Origin of the sequence: Roseicella frigidaeris, assembly GCF_003258945.1 — a bacterium.
Lineage (GTDB): Bacteria > Pseudomonadota > Alphaproteobacteria > Acetobacterales > Acetobacteraceae > Paracraurococcus > Paracraurococcus frigidaeris.
Genome location: NZ_QLIX01000001.1, coordinates 297,175 through 314,698 on the forward strand (window position 1 = coordinate 297,175; position 17,524 = coordinate 314,698).

A 17,524-nucleotide genomic window follows, 5' to 3' on the forward strand; every position below is an offset into this window, starting at 1 on the left:
GTCAGTCGCGCGGGCGGCCCGGCAGCGTCATCTGCTGCGCCGCGCGCAGGAAGGCCTCCTGCCCGGCCAGGAAGGCATCGAAGCCGCTGCGCAGCAATTGCTGCTGCGCCGCGATCATTCCCACCGGATCGGCGAGGCGCAGCAGCTCCTGCCCGATCCGAAGCTGCAGGCGCAGCGTGTCGTTGAAGAGGCCGGCGATGGCCCGCGGCATCTCCTGCAGCGCCGCCGTCGCCTCGGCGGGCTGCGGCAAGGCCTGTGTCATCCGCTCCGTGCCCTCGCGCAGCGCCTCGGCGGCCTGCCGGCCGCTCGCGGCCGCGATGGTGACGCCCTCGCTGCCGGCCTCGGCGGCGCGCTCCAGGGCCTCGGACGCCAGCGCGCCACCCTGGCGGGCCGCCTCCACCTGTTGCTCGACAACGGTTCGCACGGCCTCGGCCACCACGGCATCCGCCTTCGGCGCACCGTCCGCCATGGCCTCCGCGGCCTGGCCGGCCCGGCGCACCGGCTCGCCGCTCGCCTGCGCCGCGGCCCGCCGGCGGCCCTGCGATGGGGTGGCGCGGGTCTCCGGTCGGGAGGGCGGGGTCCTGTGCTGAGCCATGGCTCGATTCCTTCCTGCCTGCCGCGGGTGGCAGCCCGTATTGGAATGGGTTCGATCCGGAACGTCGAAGAGTGCCGCGCAGCAATACGAGGTATGATTGGGTACTCGCGGCTGCAACACCTTGTCCAGGTTGCAGTTGCACCGCAACATGAAGAATAATTCATCTAATGGGGCGCTCCCGGCTTCCATCCGCCGGGGCTTGCCCTGGCGGTCGGCACGGTCCATGCCCTCCTGCCCGACGGCGCGACCCCCGCCGGCGCAGCAACCATCCAGGGTGAGCCGATGCAGGCGGTGCTGACCGTCGATCTCGACGCCGTGGCCGCGAATTGGCGCCTGCTGCGGGACCGCGCGGCGCCGGGCCGCGTCGCCGGCGTGGTGAAGGCGGATGCCTATGGCCTCGGCGCCGCCGCGGTCGGCCGGGCGCTGGTCGCGGCAGGGTGCCGGGATTTCTTCGTCGCGCATCTCGCCGAGGGCATGGCGCTGCGGGCGGCGATCGGGCCGGGGCCCTCGATCGCCGTGCTGAACGGCTTCGCCCCCGGCCGGGACGAGGATGCCGGGCTGCTGCCGGTGCTGAACGGGCTCGGCGACGTCGCGGCCTGGGCCGCTGCCGCCGCGGTGGCGGGCAGGCAACTTCCCGTGCTGCTGCACGTCGATACCGGGATGGCGCGGCTTGGCCTGCCGCCGGCCGAGCTCGAGGCCCTGGCCGCCGATCCGACGCGCCTGACGGGGCTTGCCTTGCAGGCCGTCATGACCCACCTCGCCTGCGCCGACGCGCCGGAGCACCCGCTGAATGCCGAGCAATCCGCCCGCTTCGCCGCCATCCGCGCCCGGCTGCCCGCCGCGCCGGCCAGCTTCGCCAATTCCTCCGGCCTCTTCCTCGGGCCTGGCTTCGCCTCCGACCTCGCCCGGCCCGGCTGCGCCCTTTACGGCATCAACCCGACGCCCGGCCGGCCCAACCCGATGCGGCAGGCCGTGACGCTGGCCGCGCCGGTGCTGCAGGTGCGCGAGGTGCCGGCCGGCACGCCGGTCGGCTATGGTGCGGGCTGGGCGGCGCCGCGGCCGAGCCGGATCGCCACCGTTGCCGCGGGTTATGCCGATGGCTACCTTCGCAGCCTGTCCGGGCGCGCCGTCGGCATGGTCCGCGGGCGTCCGGCGCCCCTGGTCGGCCGGGTGTCCATGGACCTCATCACCTTCGACGTGACCGATCTGCCCGCGCTGCAACCGGGCGAGATGGTGCAGCTCATCGGCCCCGGCAACACGCCGGACGAAGTCGCCGAGCGGGCCGGCACCATCGGCTACGAGATCCTCACCGGCCTTGGCGGACGCTATCGCCGCGACTATCGCGCTGCCTGATGGACACCTTCCTGCTCGATCCGCTGGCCGCGCTCGGCCGCGCCACCTTCGCCCTCTGCCGCACGGTCGGCAACGTCACCCTCTTCGCGCTGGCGGGGCTGAGCCATGTGGTCCGGCCGCCCTATTACGGCCGGATGTTCTGGCGCGCCTTCATCGAGATCGCCTGGTTCTCCCTGCCGGTCGTCGCGCTCACCGCGCTGTTCACCGGCATGGTGCTGGCGCTGCAGAGCTATACCGGCTTCGCCCGCTTCAACGCGCAATCGGCCATCGCCAGCGTCGTCGTCATATCGCTCACGCGCGAGCTGGGGCCGGTGCTCGCCTCGCTGATGGTGGCGGGGCGGATCGGCGCCAGCTTCGCCGCCGAGATCGGCACCATGCGGGTGACGGACCAGATCGACGCGCTGACCACGCTCTCGACCGATCCGATGAAGTACCTGGTGGCGCCGCGGCTGCTGGCGGCCATCATCGCCCTGCCGCTGCTGGTGCTGGTGGCGGATATCCTCGGCGTCATGGGCGGCTGGCTGATCGGCACCTACAAGCTCGGCTTCGTCTCCGCCGCCTATCTGAAATCCACCTTCGACTACCTGCAGGCGGAGGACGTGATCTCGGGCCTGGTGAAGGCGAGCGTCTTCGGCTTCGTCATCGCGTTGATGGGCACCTGGTGCGGCTACAACTCGAAGGGCGGCGCGCAGGGCGTCGGCGGCGCCACCACCACGGCCGTCGTCGCCTCCTCCATCCTCATCCTGGCGCTCGACTACGTGCTGACCGAGGCGTTCTTCGCGCGATGAGGGACATGGCCGACCCGGCGACCCGCCCCGCCGACCGTCCCGCCGCCTCTGGCGTGCCGAAGATCCGCATGCGCGGGGTGCGGAAGGCCTTCGGCGCCAAGCAGGTGCTCGACGGCGTCGATCTCGACATCGCCGCCGGGCGGTCCATGGTGATCCTCGGCGGCTCGGGCAGCGGCAAGTCGGTGACGATCAAGTGCATCCTCGGCCTGATCCAGCCGGATGCCGGGCTGATCGAGGTGGACGGCAAGGACGTGCTGCATATGTCCCGCGCCGAGCGCGAGGCGCTCGGCGACCGCATCGGCATGCTGTTCCAGAACGGCGCACTGTTCGACAGCCTGCCGGTCTGGGAGAATGTCTGCTTCAAGCTGCTGGCGCAGAACCGCATCACCCGCGCCCAAGCGCGCGACAAGGCGGCGGAGGTGCTGGCGCAGGTCGGGCTCGACGGCTCGGTGGGCGACCTCTCGCCGGCCGAGCTCTCGGGCGGCATGCAGAAGCGCGTGGCGCTGGCCCGTGCCATCGCGGCGCGGCCCGACATCATCTTCTTCGACGAGCCGACCACCGGGCTCGACCCGATCATGGGCGCGGTGATCGACGGGCTGATCGTCGATTGCGTGAAGCGGCTGGGGGCGACGGCGGTCTCCATCACCCATGACATGGCGAGCGCGCGCCGCATCGGCGACGACGCCGCCATGCTCTACCGGGGCAAGATCGTCTGGACCGGCCCGGCCGGCACGCTCGGCCATAGCGGCAATGCCATGGTCGACCAGTTCGCCAATGGCGAGCGCGAAGGGCCGATCCATATGGAGCTGCGGCGGTAGGGCGGATGGCGGGCCGCGCCGCCTCCCGGCTGGCGACCCGGCTGGGGGCGGGCCTGCTGCTGGCCGGCTGCGCCATGGGCACGCGGCCGGAGCCAGGCCCGGAGGGCGGCCATCCCGCGCTCCGCTTCGCCCGCGACGTCCATCTCCCCGGCGCGCTCGGCAACGACTGGTCCTTCCCCGCCGGCTCGGTGCTGGTGGGGGACCGGCGACGGGTGGCCGATGACGAATTGCTCTATTGCGGCCCGATGGTGATCCGCGACCTGCGCACCGAGACGCGCCCGACCTGCGTCATCCGCCGCGGCGACACGCTGTTCATCAATGCCGACCGGCTGCAGGTCGGCTTCGAGCGGCATCTCCCCAGCGGGGTGCTGGAAGAGATCCGGCCCTGAGCCGGGCTCAGCCCCTCGGTCCGCGCTCCGGCCTGGGCGTCGCCAGGGCCGGGTCCTCCGGCCAGTCGTGCTTCGGATAGCGCCCGCGCATATCCTTGCGGGCATCCCGCCAGCCGCCCTTCCAGAACCCCGCCAGATCGCCGGTGACGGCGATCGGCCGCCCGGCCGGGGAGAGCAGCGCCACCTGCAGCGGCACCCGCCCGCCGGCGAGCGGCGGTAGGCCCGCCAGCCCGTAGAGATGCTGCGCCCGCGCCTCCAGCGTCGGCACCTCGCCGGCATAGTCGATGGCGGCGCTGCGCCCGGCCAGCAGGGGCAGGCGCGGCGGCAACGCAGCATCGAGGCGCCGCCGCTGCTCCCAATCCAGCGCCTGCAGCAGCAGGTCGGGCAGGTTCAGCCCGGCCAGCTCCGAGAGCTTCGTCATCCCGTGCAGATGCGGCGCCAGCCAGTCCTGCACCGTGGCGATCAGCGCGGCATCGGCCAAATCGGGCCAGCCCGTCTCCCCGGCCCGGCGCATCCAGCCGACCCGTGCCTGCACCTGCCGCGCGGCTCCGCTCCAGGGCAGGTCGCGCAGCCCGCGCTCGGCGACGGCGGCGGCGAGGGCGGCCGCCGTTGCCGCCGGATCGGCCTGCGGCAGGGTCGTCTCCTCCAGCACCAGCGGCCCGAAGCGCAGCCGGCGGCGGGCGAGCACGGCGCCGGCCCGGGCATCGAAGGCGGCGCCCTCCTCCCGCACGAAGCGCTCGGGGAAGCGCGCCTCCAGCGCCGCGCGGTCGAGCGGCGCGGCCATGCGGATGCGCGCCTCCGTCCCCAGCAATTCGAGATCGGCGACGGCCAGCAGCGGCGCCTTGGTCAGCGGGTCGGTCGCCGGCAGCCGCGCGCCCTGGCCCGATGCGAGGCGGAAGGCGCCGGCCATGACGCCGCGCCGGGCGGCGATGCGGTCGGGGAAGCCGGCGGCGAGCAGGGCGCCAGCATCGCCCTCGGGCGGCGTCGAGCCATGCACGCCCAGCCGCCGCCGGTGCAGCGCCGCGGCGCGGCGGATGCGCTGCACCGCGCCCCGGTCGGCCTCCGCGTGGTCGCCGCCATGCAGCAGGTCGAGCCGCAGGGTGATGTCGGCCGGTACCTCCCGCCGGTCGGGGCCGCGCGACGGGCCGCGGCGGATCGGGTCGCGCTCCTCCAGCAGGGCGGCGAGGTCGGCGGCCAGCGCCTTCTCGCCCTCGCTGCCGGCCGCGGCCAGCATGCGGGCGAGGCGGGGATGGGTGCCAAGCCGGGCCATGCGGCGGCCGATGGCGGTGACCTTGCCCGCCGCATCCAGCGCGTCGAGATCGGCGAGCAGCGCCCGGGCGGCGGCGAGCGCGCCGGCGGGCGGCGGGTCGAGCCAGGCGAGGTCCCCCGACGCCGCGCCCCAGGCGGCGAGGTCGAGGGCGAGGCCCGACAGCTCCTCCTCCAGGATCGCCGGCCGGTCCTGCGGCGCCAGGCCGCGATGCAGCGCCTCGGACCAGAGCCGGATGGCGACGCCCGGCGCGGTGCGGCCGGCGCGGCCGGCCCGCTGCTCGGCCGCCGCCCGGCTGATCCGGACGGTGGCGAGGCGCGCCAGCCCGGTCGCCGGATCGAGCCGCGGGGTGCGGCGGAAGCCGCCATCGACCACGATGCGCACGCCGGGGACGGTCAGCGAGGTCTCGGCGATCGAGGTCGCCAGCACCACCTTGCGGCGCGGATCCGGTCCCGGGAGCGGGTTCAGCGCCCGGTCCTGCTCGGCCGGCGGCATCTCGCCATGCAGCGGCAGCACCTCCGCCTCGACGCCGCCGAGCCGCTCGGCGGTGCGGCGGATCTCGCCCCAGCCGGGGAGGAAGGCGAGGACGTCGCCCGGATGCGCCCGCAGCGCCTCGCGGATCGCCCCGGCCATGGCCTCGGGCAGGTCGCGGGGGTCGCGCAGGTCGCGCGGCCGGTGCTCGATGGCGACGGGAAAGGCGCGGCCGAGGCTCTCGATGCGCGGCGCCGGCCCCGCCGGCCCGCCCATCAGCCCGGCGAAGGCGCCGCCATCGAGCGTCGCCGACATCGCCAGCAGCCGCAGCTCCGGCCGCAGGGCGCGTTGCAGGTCGAGGCAGAGGGCGAGGGCGAGGTCGGTGTCGAGGTTGCGCTCATGCGCCTCGTCGAACAGGACGCCGGCGACGCCCTCGAGCCCCGGATCGGATTGCAGCCGGCGGACCAGCAACCCCTCCGTCACCACCTCGATGCGGGTGGCGGCGGAGACGGCGCGCTCCAGCCGGGTGGCGAGGCCGATGGTCCCGCCGGGCGCCGCTTCGCCCAGCAGCTCGGCCATGCGCCGCGCCGCCGCCCGGGCGGCGACCCGGCGCGGCTCCAGCACCAGCAGCCTCCCGCCGGCGGCCCAGGGCTCCTCGCGCAGCACCAGCGGCACCAGGGTGGTCTTGCCGGCGCCCGGCGGGGCGATGAGCAGGGCGTTCGGCCCCCGGCGCAGCGCGGCGGTGAGCGCCGGCAGCGCCTCGGTCACCGGGAGGTCGGGCAGCATGCCGGGGCTTATACCGAGGGCGCCGGCGTTTGCCACCATCGGGCCGGCGGCAGCCTTCCTCCGGACGGAGGCTCAGCCCTCCTCCTCGTCCGCCTCGCCCTCCTCGGTCTCGTCGAGCTGGACGAGGAAGACGGCGAACTCCTCCTCGTCCTGGCCGTCGCCGCCATCGCGGGCCTCGGCCAGGCCCTCCTGCCAGCGGGTCGCCTCCTCGGCGCCGGCGGCGCGCACCAGCAGCTCGGACTGGCCGTCCCAGAGCGGCTCGCCCCCGGCCTCGAACTCCTGCAGGTCCGGCCCGATCAGGGTGGCGACCAGCTCCTCGGCCGCCTCCGGGCTCTGCTCGTGGAAGACGAGGACCGGGCGGCCGGCGACCTCGACGGTGAAGAGGGCCATGGGTGGTTCTCCTGTCCTGCCGGCAGGGCGGCGACGCGCCGGCCCCACGGGCCTGTGCCTGGGCCAGCGGCCCCGTGGAAACGCGGTAGCGGCAGGCGGCCCCGGGAGTTCCGGACCGGGCGCCAGGGTTCCGCCCTCGGAACGGCCTGCGGGCGGCGACGGGAGGGAAGGAACCGCCGCGCGCCGCGCATCGGCGGCTTTGGCTGGCGGCCGATCGGGTCTATTCCCTCCGGCATGGCCCGCCTGCTGCCCGTTGCCCTGTTGGCTGCCCTGCTGGCGCTGCTCGCCCCGCCCGCCCGGGCGGAGGAGAGCGCGCCCATCCGCTCGCCGCAGGGCACCGCGACCCTGGTGGCGGCCGCCGCGGCCGTGGCGCCGGGGGAGGCGGTGGATCTCGGCCTGCGCCTGCGCCTGGCGCCGGGCTGGCATGGCTATTGGCGCAATCCCGGCGATGCCGGGGCGCCGCCGGAGATCCGGCTGCTCGCCCCGGCCGGCGCCGAGGCCGGCCCGATCCGCTGGCCGGCGCCCGCGCGCATCCCGACCGGCCCGCTGGTGAGCTTCGGCTACGAGGGCGAGGTCCTGCTGCCCTTCCGCGCCAGCATCCCGGCCGATCTGGCGCCGGGCGAGAGGCTCACCCTCGAGGCCGAGGCGAATTGGCTGGTCTGCGCCGAGCTCTGCATCCCGGAGGAGGGGCGGTTCCGCCTCAGCCTGCCGGTCGAGGCCAGCCCCCGCACCGATGGCCGCCTCGCCCCGCTCTTCGCCGCGGCCGAGGCGGCGGCGCCGCGCCCCTCGCCCTGGCCGGCCGAGGCGGTGCTGCAGGGCCGCGGCGGCAGCCTCACCCTGACCGGCGAGGCGCTGGGGCCGGGGAGCGTGAAGGAGGCCTTCTTCTTCCCGGCCGAAGGCGGGCTGCTCGACAACGCCGCGCCGCAGCCGCTGACGCTCGGGCCCGGCCGCCTGACGATCGCCCTTGGCCGGCCGGAGGGGGCGCCGATGCCGGCCAGCCTCGAGGGCGTCCTGGTCCTGACCGATGCCGGCGGGCAGCGCTCGGCCTATGCCATCGCGGCCCCGGTCGGCGCCGCGCCCGCCGCGGGAGAGGCGGCGCTGCCGCTCGGCCGGGCGCTGCTCTCGGCCTTCCTCGGCGGGCTGATCCTGAACCTGATGCCCTGCGTCTTCCCGATCCTCGCCATGAAGGCGATGGCGCTGGCCCGCCTCTCCGGCGCGGCGCGGGCGGAGGTGCGGGCGCATGCCGCGAGCTACACGCTCGGCGTGCTGGCGAGCTTCCTGGTGCTGGCCGGGCTGCTGATCGGGCTGCGCGCCGCAGGCATCGCCGCCGGCTGGGGCTTCCAGTTCACCGCGCCCGTCTTCGTCGCGGCGCTGGCCTGGCTGATCCTCGCGGTCGGGCTCAACCTCTCGGGCGTCTATGCCATCGCCGGACCGGCCGGGGCCGGCGCCGGGCTGGCGGCGCGGGGCGGCCATGCCGGCAGCTTCATGACCGGCGTGCTGGCGGTGCTGGTCGCCACCCCCTGCACCGCGCCCTTCATGGCGGCGGCCGTCGGCACCGCGCTGGCCCTGCCGGCGCCGCAGACGCTGGCCGTCTTCGCCGCGCTCGGCCTCGGCCTCGCCGCGCCCTATGCGCTGCTCGGCCTCGTCCCCGGCCTCGCCGGGCGGCTGCCGCGCCCGGGCGCCTGGATGGAGCGGCTGCGCCAGGGCCTCGCCTTCCCGATGTATGGCGCGGCGGCCTGGCTCGCCTGGGTGCTGGCGCAGCAGGCCGGGCCGGACGGGCTGGCGCTGCTGCTGGCGGGCGCGGTGCTGATCGGCTTCGCCGCCTGGGCGCTCGGCGCGGCGCAACGCGGCGCCGGCCGCGGCCGCTGGGCCGGGCGGGCGCTGGCCGGCGCCGCGGCGCTCGCGGCCCTGGCCCTGCTGCCGGGCCTCGCCGCGGCGCCGCCGCCCGCCGCCGCGGCCGAGGCGGGGGCCGAGCCCTGGTCGGCGGGGCGGGTGGCGGCGTTGCAGGCCGAGGGGCGGCCGGTCTTCGTCAACCTCACCGCCGCCTGGTGCATCACCTGCAAGGTCAACGAGCAGCTCGTGCTGCGCTCCGGCCCGGTGCAGGCGGCCTTCGCCGCGCGCAACCTCGCCTATCTCAAGGGCGACTGGACCAATGGCGACGCGGCGATCGGGGCGCTGCTGCGCGCGCATGGGCGGGAGGGCGTGCCGCTCTACCTGCTCTACCCCGCCGGTGGCGGCGCGCCGGCGGTGCTGCCGCAGCTGCTCACCGAAGGCGTCGTCCTGCAGGCCCTGGATGGGGCGGCCCAAGGTGGGGCAGCCCTGGGTGGGATGATCCTGGGCGGCGCGGGCTGAGCGCAGCCGTCACGGCCCTGTCGCGGCCGTGTCATTGCCGCGTCCCGAACCCCGGGGTATCGCGGGGGGATCATGGATGCCGTGGCCCGCGCCTCCGCCCCGATCGACGCCCTGCGCCCCCGCCGCCTGCGGCGGCGCAAGCCGCTGCGCTTCCGCAACGGGCTGCCGGGCGGGCGGCTCTTCGACGTCTTCGCCGACCGGCCGCTCGGCGGCCGCCTCCGGGCGGCGCGGCGGCTCACGCTGCTGGCGCTCTGGACGCTGCTCTGCCTGCCGATCCAGGCGGTGCTGATCCTGTTGCCCGGATCGGCCAAGATCGGCTTCGCCCGGCTCTACCACGCGGTGCTGTCGCGGCTGATCGGGCTGCGGGTGCAGGTGATCGGCGCGCCCTGCCGGGACGGGCCGGTGCTCTTCGTCTCCAACCACTCCTCCTGGCTCGACATCCCGGTGCTCGGCGGCGTGCTGCCGGCGGCCTTCGTGGCGAAGTCGGAGGTCGGCACCTGGCCGGTGATCCGCACCATCGCGCATCTCGGCCGCACCGTCTTCGTCAGCCGCAGCCGCGGCACCACCGCGCGCGAGGCGCAGGCGATGCGCGACCGCATGGCGGCGGGCGGCAGCCTGATCCTCTTCCCCGAGGGCACCAGCAACGACGGCACGCGGGAGCTGCCCTTCCGCACCTCCTTCTTCGCCATCGCCGAGGGGGCGCGGCGCATCCAGCCGGTCTCGGTGGTCTATGACCGGCTCGGCGGCTTGCCCGCCTGCCGGCGCGACCGCCCGCATTTCGCCTGGTACGGCGACATGGACATCGCCAGCCATTTCTGGCGGCTCGCCCGGCGCAGCGGCGCCCGGGTGACGGTGGTGCTGCACGAGCCCTTCCCGCCGGGCCGCCTGCCCAACCGCAAGGCGCTGGCCTCGGAGACGCAACGGATCGTGCGCGAGGGCGCCGAGCGGCTGCGGCAGAACCGGCCGGTGGTGCCGATCGCGCCGCCCGCGGCGCCGGGCGCCGCCGGCCCATGAGCGAAACCATCGCTTGACCCGGGAGGCCCGACTGGCGGAGGCTCGGCGCGTGAGACGATTCGCGCCGCCGCATCGATCGCCCCATCGGTCCCCCCTCTCCCGGCCCGTGCCGGGGCGCATGGGCGCTTGACCCGGCCTCGCGCCTTGCGCATCTGCCCCGCGGATCCCGGCACCCCCCTTGCGCCGGGACGGCGGAGTTTGTTCCCGGCATGAGCACGACCACCCCCCGGAAGCGTCTCTTCATCCGGACCTGGGGCTGCCAGATGAATGTCTATGACAGCGCCCGGATGGCCGATGTCCTGGCGCCGCTCGGCTATGCCCCGGCCGAGGCGCCGGAGGGGGCCGACATGGTCATCCTCAACACCTGCCACATCCGCGAGAAGGCGACGGAGAAGCTGTTCTCCGAGCTCGGCCGGCTGCGCGAGGCGAAGCAGGCCCGCCGCGCCGGCGGCGCCGACATGGTGCTGGCCGTCGCCGGCTGCGTCGCCCAGGCCGAGGGCGCCGAGATCACCGCCCGCGCCCCCTGGGTCGACATCGTGCTCGGGCCGCAGACCTATCACCGCCTGCCGGAGATGGTGGCCCGCGCCAGCCGCGCCGCCGGGGCGGTGATCGAGACCGACTTCCCGGCCGAGGACAAGTTCGACCACCTGCCGGAGACCGTGGCGCCGCAGGCGGTGACGGCCTTCCTCACGGTGCAGGAGGGCTGCGACAAATTCTGCGCCTTCTGCGTCGTCCCCTATACCCGCGGCGCCGAGTTCTCCCGCCCCGTGGCGCAGGTGCTGGCCGAGGCGCGGCGGCTGGTCGCGGCCGGGGCGCGCGAGGTCACGCTGCTCGGGCAGAACGTCAACTCCTATCACGGCGAGGGGCCGGACGGCCGGGACTGGGGCCTCGGCCGGCTGCTGCGGGCGCTGTCGGAGATCCCCGGCCTGCTGCGGCTGCGCTACACCACCAGCCACCCGCGCGACATGGATGACGACCTGGTCGCGGCGCATCGCGACCTGCCGCAGCTCATGCCCTTCCTGCACCTGCCGGTGCAGAGCGGCAGCGACCGGGTGCTGGCGGCGATGAACCGCGGCCACAGCGCGGCGGAGTTCCTGCGCATCGTCGACCGGCTGCGGGCGGCGCGGCCGGACCTCGCCCTCTCCTCCGACTTCATCGCCGGCCATCCCGGCGAGACGCCGGCGGATTTCGAGCGGACGCTCGACCTCGTCCGCCGCGTCGGCTTCGCCCAGGCCTTCAGCTTCAAATATTCGCCGCGGCCTGGAACGCCGGCCGCCGGCGCGCCACATCAGGTTGCGGAGCCAGAAAAGGACGCGCGGTTGCAGGCCTTGCAGGCGCTGCTCAGGGATCAGCAGGACGCGTTCAACCGCTCGCGCGTCGGCATGACCTTTCCCGTGCTCTTCACCGGCCCCGGCCGCCATCCCGGCCAGGTCGCCGGGCGCACCCCCTGGCTGCAACCCCTGCACCTGACCGGACCGCTCGCGCTCATCGGGCGCGAGGCGCCCGTGACGGTGCTGGCCGCGCATCCGAACTCGCTCTCCGGCCTGCTGGCGGCCGGGGCGGCGTCGAGCCCTGTCCAGCCCGAAGAGGAGCCTGCGCCCGCTTGAACACCGCCGCCATCGCCCTCCGGCCCGGGGAACGGGGCGCGCCGCCGCGCCCGCTTCCCTCCACCCCCGAACAGCGCAGCGTCCTGCTGCAGTTCGACGACAACGCCCTGCTCCCCCTGCTGTACGGGGAACACGACCGCCACCTGGCGCGGATCGAGCAGCGGCTCGGGGTACGGCTCGGCTCCCGTGGCAACCGGCTGACCATCGCCGGGCCGCCGGAGCGGACGGAGGTGGCCGAAGCGGCGCTGCGGGCGCTCTGGCGGCGGCTGGAGCAGGGGCAGGGGGTGTCGGTGGCGGATGTCGAGGCGGCGCTGCGCATGGCCGAGGGCGAGGCGGAGAACGATCCGCGCCTGCCGCTGCAGGACATCCCGCAGATCCGCACCCGCAAGGCCGCCATCGCGCCGCGCAGCCCGGCCCAGGCGGCCTATATCGACATGCTGGCGCGGCACGAGATGGTCTTCGGCGTCGGCCCGGCCGGCACCGGCAAGACCTATCTCGCCGTGGCGCAGGGCGTGGCGCTGCTGCAGGCGGGGCGGGTGGACCGCATCGTCCTCTCCCGCCCGGCGGTGGAGGCGGGCGAGCGGCTCGGCTTCCTCCCCGGCGACATGAAGGAAAAGGTGGACCCCTATCTCCGTCCCCTCTATGACGCGCTGCACGACATGCTGCCGGCGGAACAGGTGGTCCGCCGCATCGCGTCCGGGGAGATCGAGATCGCGCCGCTCGCCTTCATGCGCGGGCGCACGCTGGCGCATTGCTTCGCCATCCTCGACGAGGCGCAGAACACCACGCCGGCGCAGATGAAGATGTTCCTCACCCGCATGGGCGAGGGGACGCGGATGGTGATCACCGGCGATCCGACCCAGGTCGATCTGCCGGCGGGTCAGAAGAGCGGGCTGGCCGAGGCGCTGCGCATCCTGGATGGGGTGCCGGGCATCGGCACCGCCCGCTTCGATGAGCGGGACGTCGTGCGCCACCCGCTGGTGGCGCGCATCGTCGCGGCCTATGGCCGCGCGGACGCCGTATCGGCCTATGGCCGCGCCGATGCAGCCTCCGCTCAGGGGCGGACCGAGGGCCAGGCGGGGGAGCCGCCGGGCCGTCGGGGGAAGAAGGATCAGGATGGAACCGGGAAGTAGACCTCCTGGCCCGGCGGGGGAGCCCTCCCTCGCCGATGCCGGGATCATGCAGGACGACGAAGACCCCCACCCGCCGCTGGCGGTGGAGGTCGTGCTGGCCGAGCCGGCCTGGCGGCGCCTGGTGCCGCGGGCCGAGATCCTCGCCCGCCGGGCCGTGGCCGCGGCGCTGCGCGAGAGCGGGGCCTCGGGCAGCGTCAGCGTCCTGCTCGCTGATGACCGCGCGCTGAAGCGCCTGAATGGCGAGCATCGCGGCAAGGACAAGCCGACCAACGTGCTGAGCTTCCCCGGCTTCGGCGAGCATCTCGGCGACATCGCCCTGGCGCTCGGCGTGGTGCGGCGGGAGGCGCGGGCGGCCGGCCGCCGGCCGGCGGCGCATCTCGCGCATCTGGTGGCGCATGGTGCCCTGCACCTCATCGGCCACGACCACCTGGTCGCCGGCGAGGCCCGGCGGATGGAGCGGGCCGAGGCGCGCGCCATGCATCGGCTGCGGCTGCCCAATCCCTGGCGTCCCGATGGCGGGCGCTCCGAGCCCCGGCGCCCGGATCTGCGGCACGAGGTGCCGGCATGAGCCTGAGCAACGGCGAGATGCGCGAGCACCACCGGCAGGGCCTGCTCTGGCGGCTGCAAGGGCTGCTGCGCAAGCGCGAGGCCGAGAGCGTGCGCGACCGCATGGAGGAGCTCATCGAGGAGCGCGAGGAATCGCGCCGCGAGGGCGACGGCCGTGCCGAGCGCGACGAGTTCAGCGCCCAGGAGCGGGCGGTGCTCGGCAACGTCCTCAGGCTGCGCGACAAGACCGCCGACGACGTCATGGTGCCCCGCGCCGACATCATGGCCATGCCGGAGGATTCCACGCTGGAGCAGGCGGTCCGCCTGATCCAGCGCGACGGCCACAGCCGCTACCCGGTCTATCGCGGCCAGCTCGACGAGATCGTCGGCATGGTCCACATCAAGGACGTCTTCGCCGCGGTGGGACGGGAGGACTCCTTCGACCTCAAGGCCATCCTCCGCAAGCCGCTCTTCACCGTCCCCTCGGTGCCGGTGCTCGACCTGCTGCTGCAGATGCGCACGGCGCGCATCCACATGGCGCTGGTGGTGGACGAGTATGGCGGCATCGACGGGCTGGTGACGATCGAGGATCTGGTCGAGACCATCACCGGCGACATCTCCGACGAGCATGACGAGGACGTGTCGCCGCAGATGGTCGAGAAGCCGGACGGCACCATCGAGGTCGATGCCCGGATGCCGATCGCCGGCTTCGAGCAGACGCTCGGCTCGGTGCTGACCGAGGAGGAGCGGGCGGCCGACATCGACACGGTGGGCGGCCTGGTCTTCACCCTCGCCGGGCGGGTGCCGGCGAAGGGCGAGCTGGTCTCGCATTCCTCGGGGCTCGAATTCCGGGTGCTCGAGGCCGATCCCCGGCGCATCCGCCGCGTCCGCGTGCGGCGGCCGGGGGCACAGCCGGCGCGGCAGGCGGCGGAATAGCGCGGGGAACGTTTCCGCACCTGCGCGCTTCACCGATCAGGCGAAGGGCGAGGGCAAGCCATGGCGTTCAAGGGCAAGCCGCCGGGCAGCGGGTCCGGCGAGATGTCGCGGCGGACCCAGGCGCTGCGGCCGGACATCGCCCTCGAGCCACGCGAGGCGGCCAAGGCGCGGGCGCTCCGCCGCCAGGGCGAGGCGCCGGCGGCCATCGCCGCGCGCTTCGGCGTTCCGGTCGAGGAGGTGGAGAAGGCGCTCGTGCAGATGCGCAGCCGCCGGCCGGAGAGCACGCGCGGCACGCTGAACGTCACCCTCGCCGCGCATCGCTTCGTCCTGGCCGAGCGGCAGGGCGAGGAGCCGCTCTGGCAGACGATGGACCGGCTGGTGGACGAGCTGATCCGGCTCCGCCAGGCAGCCCGGCCCGCCGCGCCGCGGACGCGGCGCGAGGCGGGGCGTCCGGACGATCTGCTGCCCGGCCTGCTGCCCGATCCGCGCCCGAACTGACCACGCCGAGTCGGGGCCCGCTGGCCCGCCGCGCGCCGGATCACCGCCGGCGTCGCGGCCGAATAGTGTGGGTGCGACGCGCATCAGACTTTGTGGCGAGTTGCTGAGGGATTATAAGCGCACGGGTTGTTGATCCCGCCGGTTGAGGCAGGGCGGTCGGAGAACGGGCATGGATACAGTCCTCGCGGGCGGAGCCCAGCCCAGCCCGCCGCCGGTCTGGGGCGCCCCGGCGCCTGCCGATCTCGGCACCTGCCGGGTGCTGGCGGACGTGCTCGACAGCCTCGATATCGGCCTGTGCCTGTTCGACGCGCAGGACCGCACGCTGCTCTGGAACCGCACCTTCCTGCGCCTCTTCCCCGAACATGCCGGGCATGTCGCGGTGGGCGAGCCCTATGCGGCCAATCTGCGGCGCTTCTACGCCGTTCGGCTGCGGCCGGAGGAGCGCCACACCATGGACCAGTGCGTGGCGGAGGGAATCGCCCGCCACCGCGTGCAGACCCAGCCCTTCATCTTCGAGCATCGCGGGCAATGGGTGCGCGTCGCCTCGCAGCCGCTGCCGGGACTCGGCCGCATCCGGATCTGGACGCCGATCGCCCCGCCCGTCGATGCCAGGGCCGCCATGCCCGACCCGGCCGACCATGTGCTGCGCGAGGTCATGCCCTTCACCGCCGAGAACGGGGACGGCGTGACGGTGCTCGGCGCCGATGGGCGGATCATGGCGGCGAATGGCCGCTTCGTCCGGCTCTTCGGCCTCTCCGGCACCGCGGAGGCGGTCGGCCGGACCCATGCCGAGCTCTATGCCGAAGCCTGGCGGCGCCTGCCGGAGGAGGAGCGCGTCGCGGCCGCCGCCCTGCAGACCCTCGCCGAGGGCGAGCGCTTCGCCGGCGCCCCCTTCGAGCTGCCGCTGCCGGGCGGGGCCTGGGTGCGCGTGCTGCAGCAGCGGCTGCTCGACGGCACGGTGGTCAGCACCTTCGCCGACATCTCCGCCATGAAGACCCTGCAGCGGCAGCTCAACGATGCCCGAGAAGCGGCGGAGCTGGCGAACCGCGCCAAGGATGGCTTCCTGGCCACGGTGAGCCACGAGCTGCGGACGCCGATGAACGGCATCCTCGGCATGCTCGACGTGCTCGATGACGGAAGGCTCGGCCCGGATCAGGCGGAACGGCTGCAACTGGCCCGCCATTCGGCCGAGGCGCTGCTCGGCCTGCTCGACGACATCCTCACCTTCTCGCGGCTCGAGGCCGGCCATGTGGCGGCGGAGTGGTTGCCGGTCAGCCTGCCGCGGATCGTCGAGACGGTCGCGGGCCTCATGCGCTCGCGGGCGGTGCAGAAGGGGCTCACGCTCGCCTGGCGCATCGACCCGCGGATCCCCGCGGCGGTGCTCTGCGACGCCGCCAACCTGCGGCAGATCCTGCTGAACCTGATCGGCAACGCGATCAAATTCACCGATCAGGGCGCGGTGGAGGTTACCGTCCGCTGCGACGAGATGCTCTCGCCGTCCCGGCTGCGCCTGGAATTCCTGGTCGAGGACACGGGCATCGGCATCCCGGCGGCCGCCCTCGACGCCATCTTCGAGCCCTTCGTCCAGGCCGACAGCGGCATCGCCCGGCGCTTCGGCGGCACCGGCCTCGGCCTGGCCATCTGCCGCCGCCTGGTCCACGCCATGGGGGGCGAGATCACCGTCTCCAGCACCGAGGGGCAGGGCAGCTGCTTCCGCTTCAGCCTCGTCTGCGAGGCGGTGGCGGAGGCCGGCCTCGCCGTCCCCCTCGGCGCCGCCCCCGGGGCGCCGGGCAGCCAGGGCCAGGCGCTGCCGCGGCTGCACGTCCTCGTCGTCGACGACCATCCGATCAACCGCGAGATCGCCAAGCTGCATCTCGAGCATCTGGGCATGAGCGTGGTCACCGCCCCCGGCGGCCGGGAGGCCGTCGCCGCCTGCGCCGACCGGTTCGACGTGATCCTCATGGATCTGGAGATGCCCTGCATGGATGGCTTCGCCACGGTGGCGGCCATCCGCGCCGGCGTCGGGGCCAGCGCCGTGGCGCCGGTGATCGCCGTCACCGCGCATGCCGGCGAGGAGCACCGCACGCGCTGCCGCGAGGCCGGCATGCAGGCCTTCCTAGCCAAGCCGATCCGCGCCGAGCAGCTCAAGGAGGCGATCGCCGCGGTGCTCGGCGGGCGCCCGCCGACCGCCTCCGCGCATCGCAGCCCGCCGGCGCCGGCCGCCGCCGAGATCCTCGACCAGGAGCGGGTCGCCTCGCTGCGCACGCATATCCCGCCGCCGACCTGGGCGCAGCTTCTGGCCGAGTTCGAGGCGAATGCCCGCGAGGCGATGGCCGCCCTCGCCAGCGCAGCCGAGCAGGGCGGGGACCACCGGCTGACCGCGCATGGGTTGAAGGGCACGGCCTGGAATTTCGGCGCCCGCCGCCTCGGCAACCTGGCCGCCAGCCTCGAGGGCGCGAGCGGCGCGCAGCTGCGCTCCTGCCTGGCGGAGCTGGGCACGACCCTCGAAGCCACCCTGATCGCCCTGCGGGCCGGGCGCGACGCCGCCGCGAAATAGCGCGGCGCCCGCGGCCGACCCGAG

At 74.7% G+C, this 17,524-nt stretch carries 15 protein-coding genes; 12 read left to right on the forward strand and 3 right to left on the reverse strand.

Going from position 1 to position 17,524, the window contains the following annotated elements:
• Window position 1 precedes the first annotated feature (1 nt).
• Window positions 2-595, reverse strand: a complete 594-nt coding sequence (locus DOO78_RS01375; protein ID WP_128079981.1) for a hypothetical protein — start codon at window positions 593-595, stop codon at window positions 2-4.
• 282 nt (window positions 596-877) lie between these two features.
• Between DOO78_RS01375 and alr the strand changes: the two genes are divergently transcribed.
• Genes alr through DOO78_RS01395 form a run of 4 tightly spaced genes read left to right on the forward strand, consistent with a single transcriptional unit; the run spans window position 878 to window position 3,943 of the window.
• Window positions 878-1,948: an alanine racemase gene (gene alr, locus DOO78_RS01380; protein ID WP_111467921.1), complete on the forward strand. Its 1,071-nt coding sequence runs from the start codon at window positions 878-880 to the stop codon at window positions 1,946-1,948.
• The gene (locus DOO78_RS01385; protein ID WP_111467922.1) at window positions 1,948-2,736 is read left to right on the forward strand and encodes an MlaE family ABC transporter permease; all 789 of its coding nucleotides are present in this window, start codon (window positions 1,948-1,950) and stop codon (window positions 2,734-2,736) included. Before alr ends, DOO78_RS01385 begins: the two co-directional genes overlap by 1 nt.
• Window positions 2,737-2,741: 5 nt before the next feature.
• Complete coding sequence (locus DOO78_RS01390; protein WP_111467923.1) at window positions 2,742-3,554, forward strand: ABC transporter ATP-binding protein; 813 nt, start codon at window positions 2,742-2,744, stop codon at window positions 3,552-3,554.
• Between the two features lie 5 nt (window positions 3,555-3,559).
• Window positions 3,560-3,943, forward strand: coding sequence for a hypothetical protein (locus DOO78_RS01395; protein ID WP_111467924.1), 384 nt, complete (start codon window positions 3,560-3,562; stop codon window positions 3,941-3,943).
• Window positions 3,944-3,950: 7 nt separating this feature from the next.
• On the opposite strand, the gene hrpB is transcribed toward DOO78_RS01395, so the two are convergent.
• Together hrpB and DOO78_RS01405 are read right to left on the reverse strand one after the other, a co-directional pair.
• Complete coding sequence (gene hrpB / locus DOO78_RS01400; RefSeq protein ID WP_111467925.1) at window positions 3,951-6,467, reverse strand: ATP-dependent helicase HrpB; 2,517 nt, start codon at window positions 6,465-6,467, stop codon at window positions 3,951-3,953.
• Window positions 6,468-6,539: 72 nt separating this feature from the next.
• Window positions 6,540-6,857, reverse strand: a complete 318-nt coding sequence (locus DOO78_RS01405) for a hypothetical protein (RefSeq protein WP_111467926.1) — start codon at window positions 6,855-6,857, stop codon at window positions 6,540-6,542.
• Window positions 6,858-7,091: 234 nt separating this feature from the next.
• Between DOO78_RS01405 and DOO78_RS01410 the strand changes: the two genes are divergently transcribed.
• The 8 genes from DOO78_RS01410 to DOO78_RS01445 all read left to right on the forward strand — a co-directional run bounded on the left by DOO78_RS01410 (window position 7,092) and on the right by DOO78_RS01445 (window position 17,500).
• Window positions 7,092-9,209 carry a protein-disulfide reductase DsbD family protein gene (locus tag DOO78_RS01410; RefSeq protein ID WP_111467927.1) on the forward strand — a complete coding sequence of 706 codons (2,118 nt, stop codon included), beginning with the start codon at window positions 7,092-7,094 and terminating at the stop codon, window positions 9,207-9,209.
• A 72-nt stretch (window positions 9,210-9,281) separates the two neighbouring features.
• Window positions 9,282-10,223 (forward strand): lysophospholipid acyltransferase family protein, encoded by a 942-nt coding sequence (locus tag DOO78_RS01415; RefSeq protein ID WP_111467928.1) that lies wholly within the window; start codon window positions 9,282-9,284, stop codon window positions 10,221-10,223.
• A 209-nt stretch (window positions 10,224-10,432) separates the two neighbouring features.
• Window positions 10,433-11,830: a tRNA (N6-isopentenyl adenosine(37)-C2)-methylthiotransferase MiaB gene (gene miaB, locus DOO78_RS01420; RefSeq protein WP_111467929.1), complete on the forward strand. Its 1,398-nt coding sequence runs from the start codon at window positions 10,433-10,435 to the stop codon at window positions 11,828-11,830.
• On the forward strand, window positions 11,827-12,963 hold the full coding sequence (locus DOO78_RS01425) for a PhoH family protein (RefSeq protein ID WP_111467930.1): 1,137 nt from the start codon (window positions 11,827-11,829) through the stop codon (window positions 12,961-12,963). The genes miaB and DOO78_RS01425 overlap by 4 nt, the downstream gene beginning before the upstream one ends.
• Window positions 12,964-13,009: 46 nt before the next feature.
• Window positions 13,010-13,531, forward strand: a complete 522-nt coding sequence (ybeY, locus tag DOO78_RS01430; protein ID WP_243634298.1) for an rRNA maturation RNase YbeY — start codon at window positions 13,010-13,012, stop codon at window positions 13,529-13,531.
• On the forward strand, window positions 13,528-14,445 hold the full coding sequence (locus tag DOO78_RS01435) for a hemolysin family protein (RefSeq protein WP_111467932.1): 918 nt from the start codon (window positions 13,528-13,530) through the stop codon (window positions 14,443-14,445). The genes ybeY and DOO78_RS01435 overlap by 4 nt, the downstream gene beginning before the upstream one ends.
• Window positions 14,446-14,505: 60 nt before the next feature.
• A complete protein-coding gene (locus DOO78_RS01440) occupies window positions 14,506-14,943 on the forward strand; it encodes a hypothetical protein (RefSeq protein ID WP_111467933.1) in 438 nt (145 codons plus the stop codon).
• A 169-nt stretch (window positions 14,944-15,112) separates the two neighbouring features.
• Window positions 15,113-17,500: a hybrid sensor histidine kinase/response regulator gene (locus tag DOO78_RS01445; protein WP_111467934.1), complete on the forward strand. Its 2,388-nt coding sequence runs from the start codon at window positions 15,113-15,115 to the stop codon at window positions 17,498-17,500.
• Window positions 17,501-17,524: the final 24 nt, after the last annotated feature.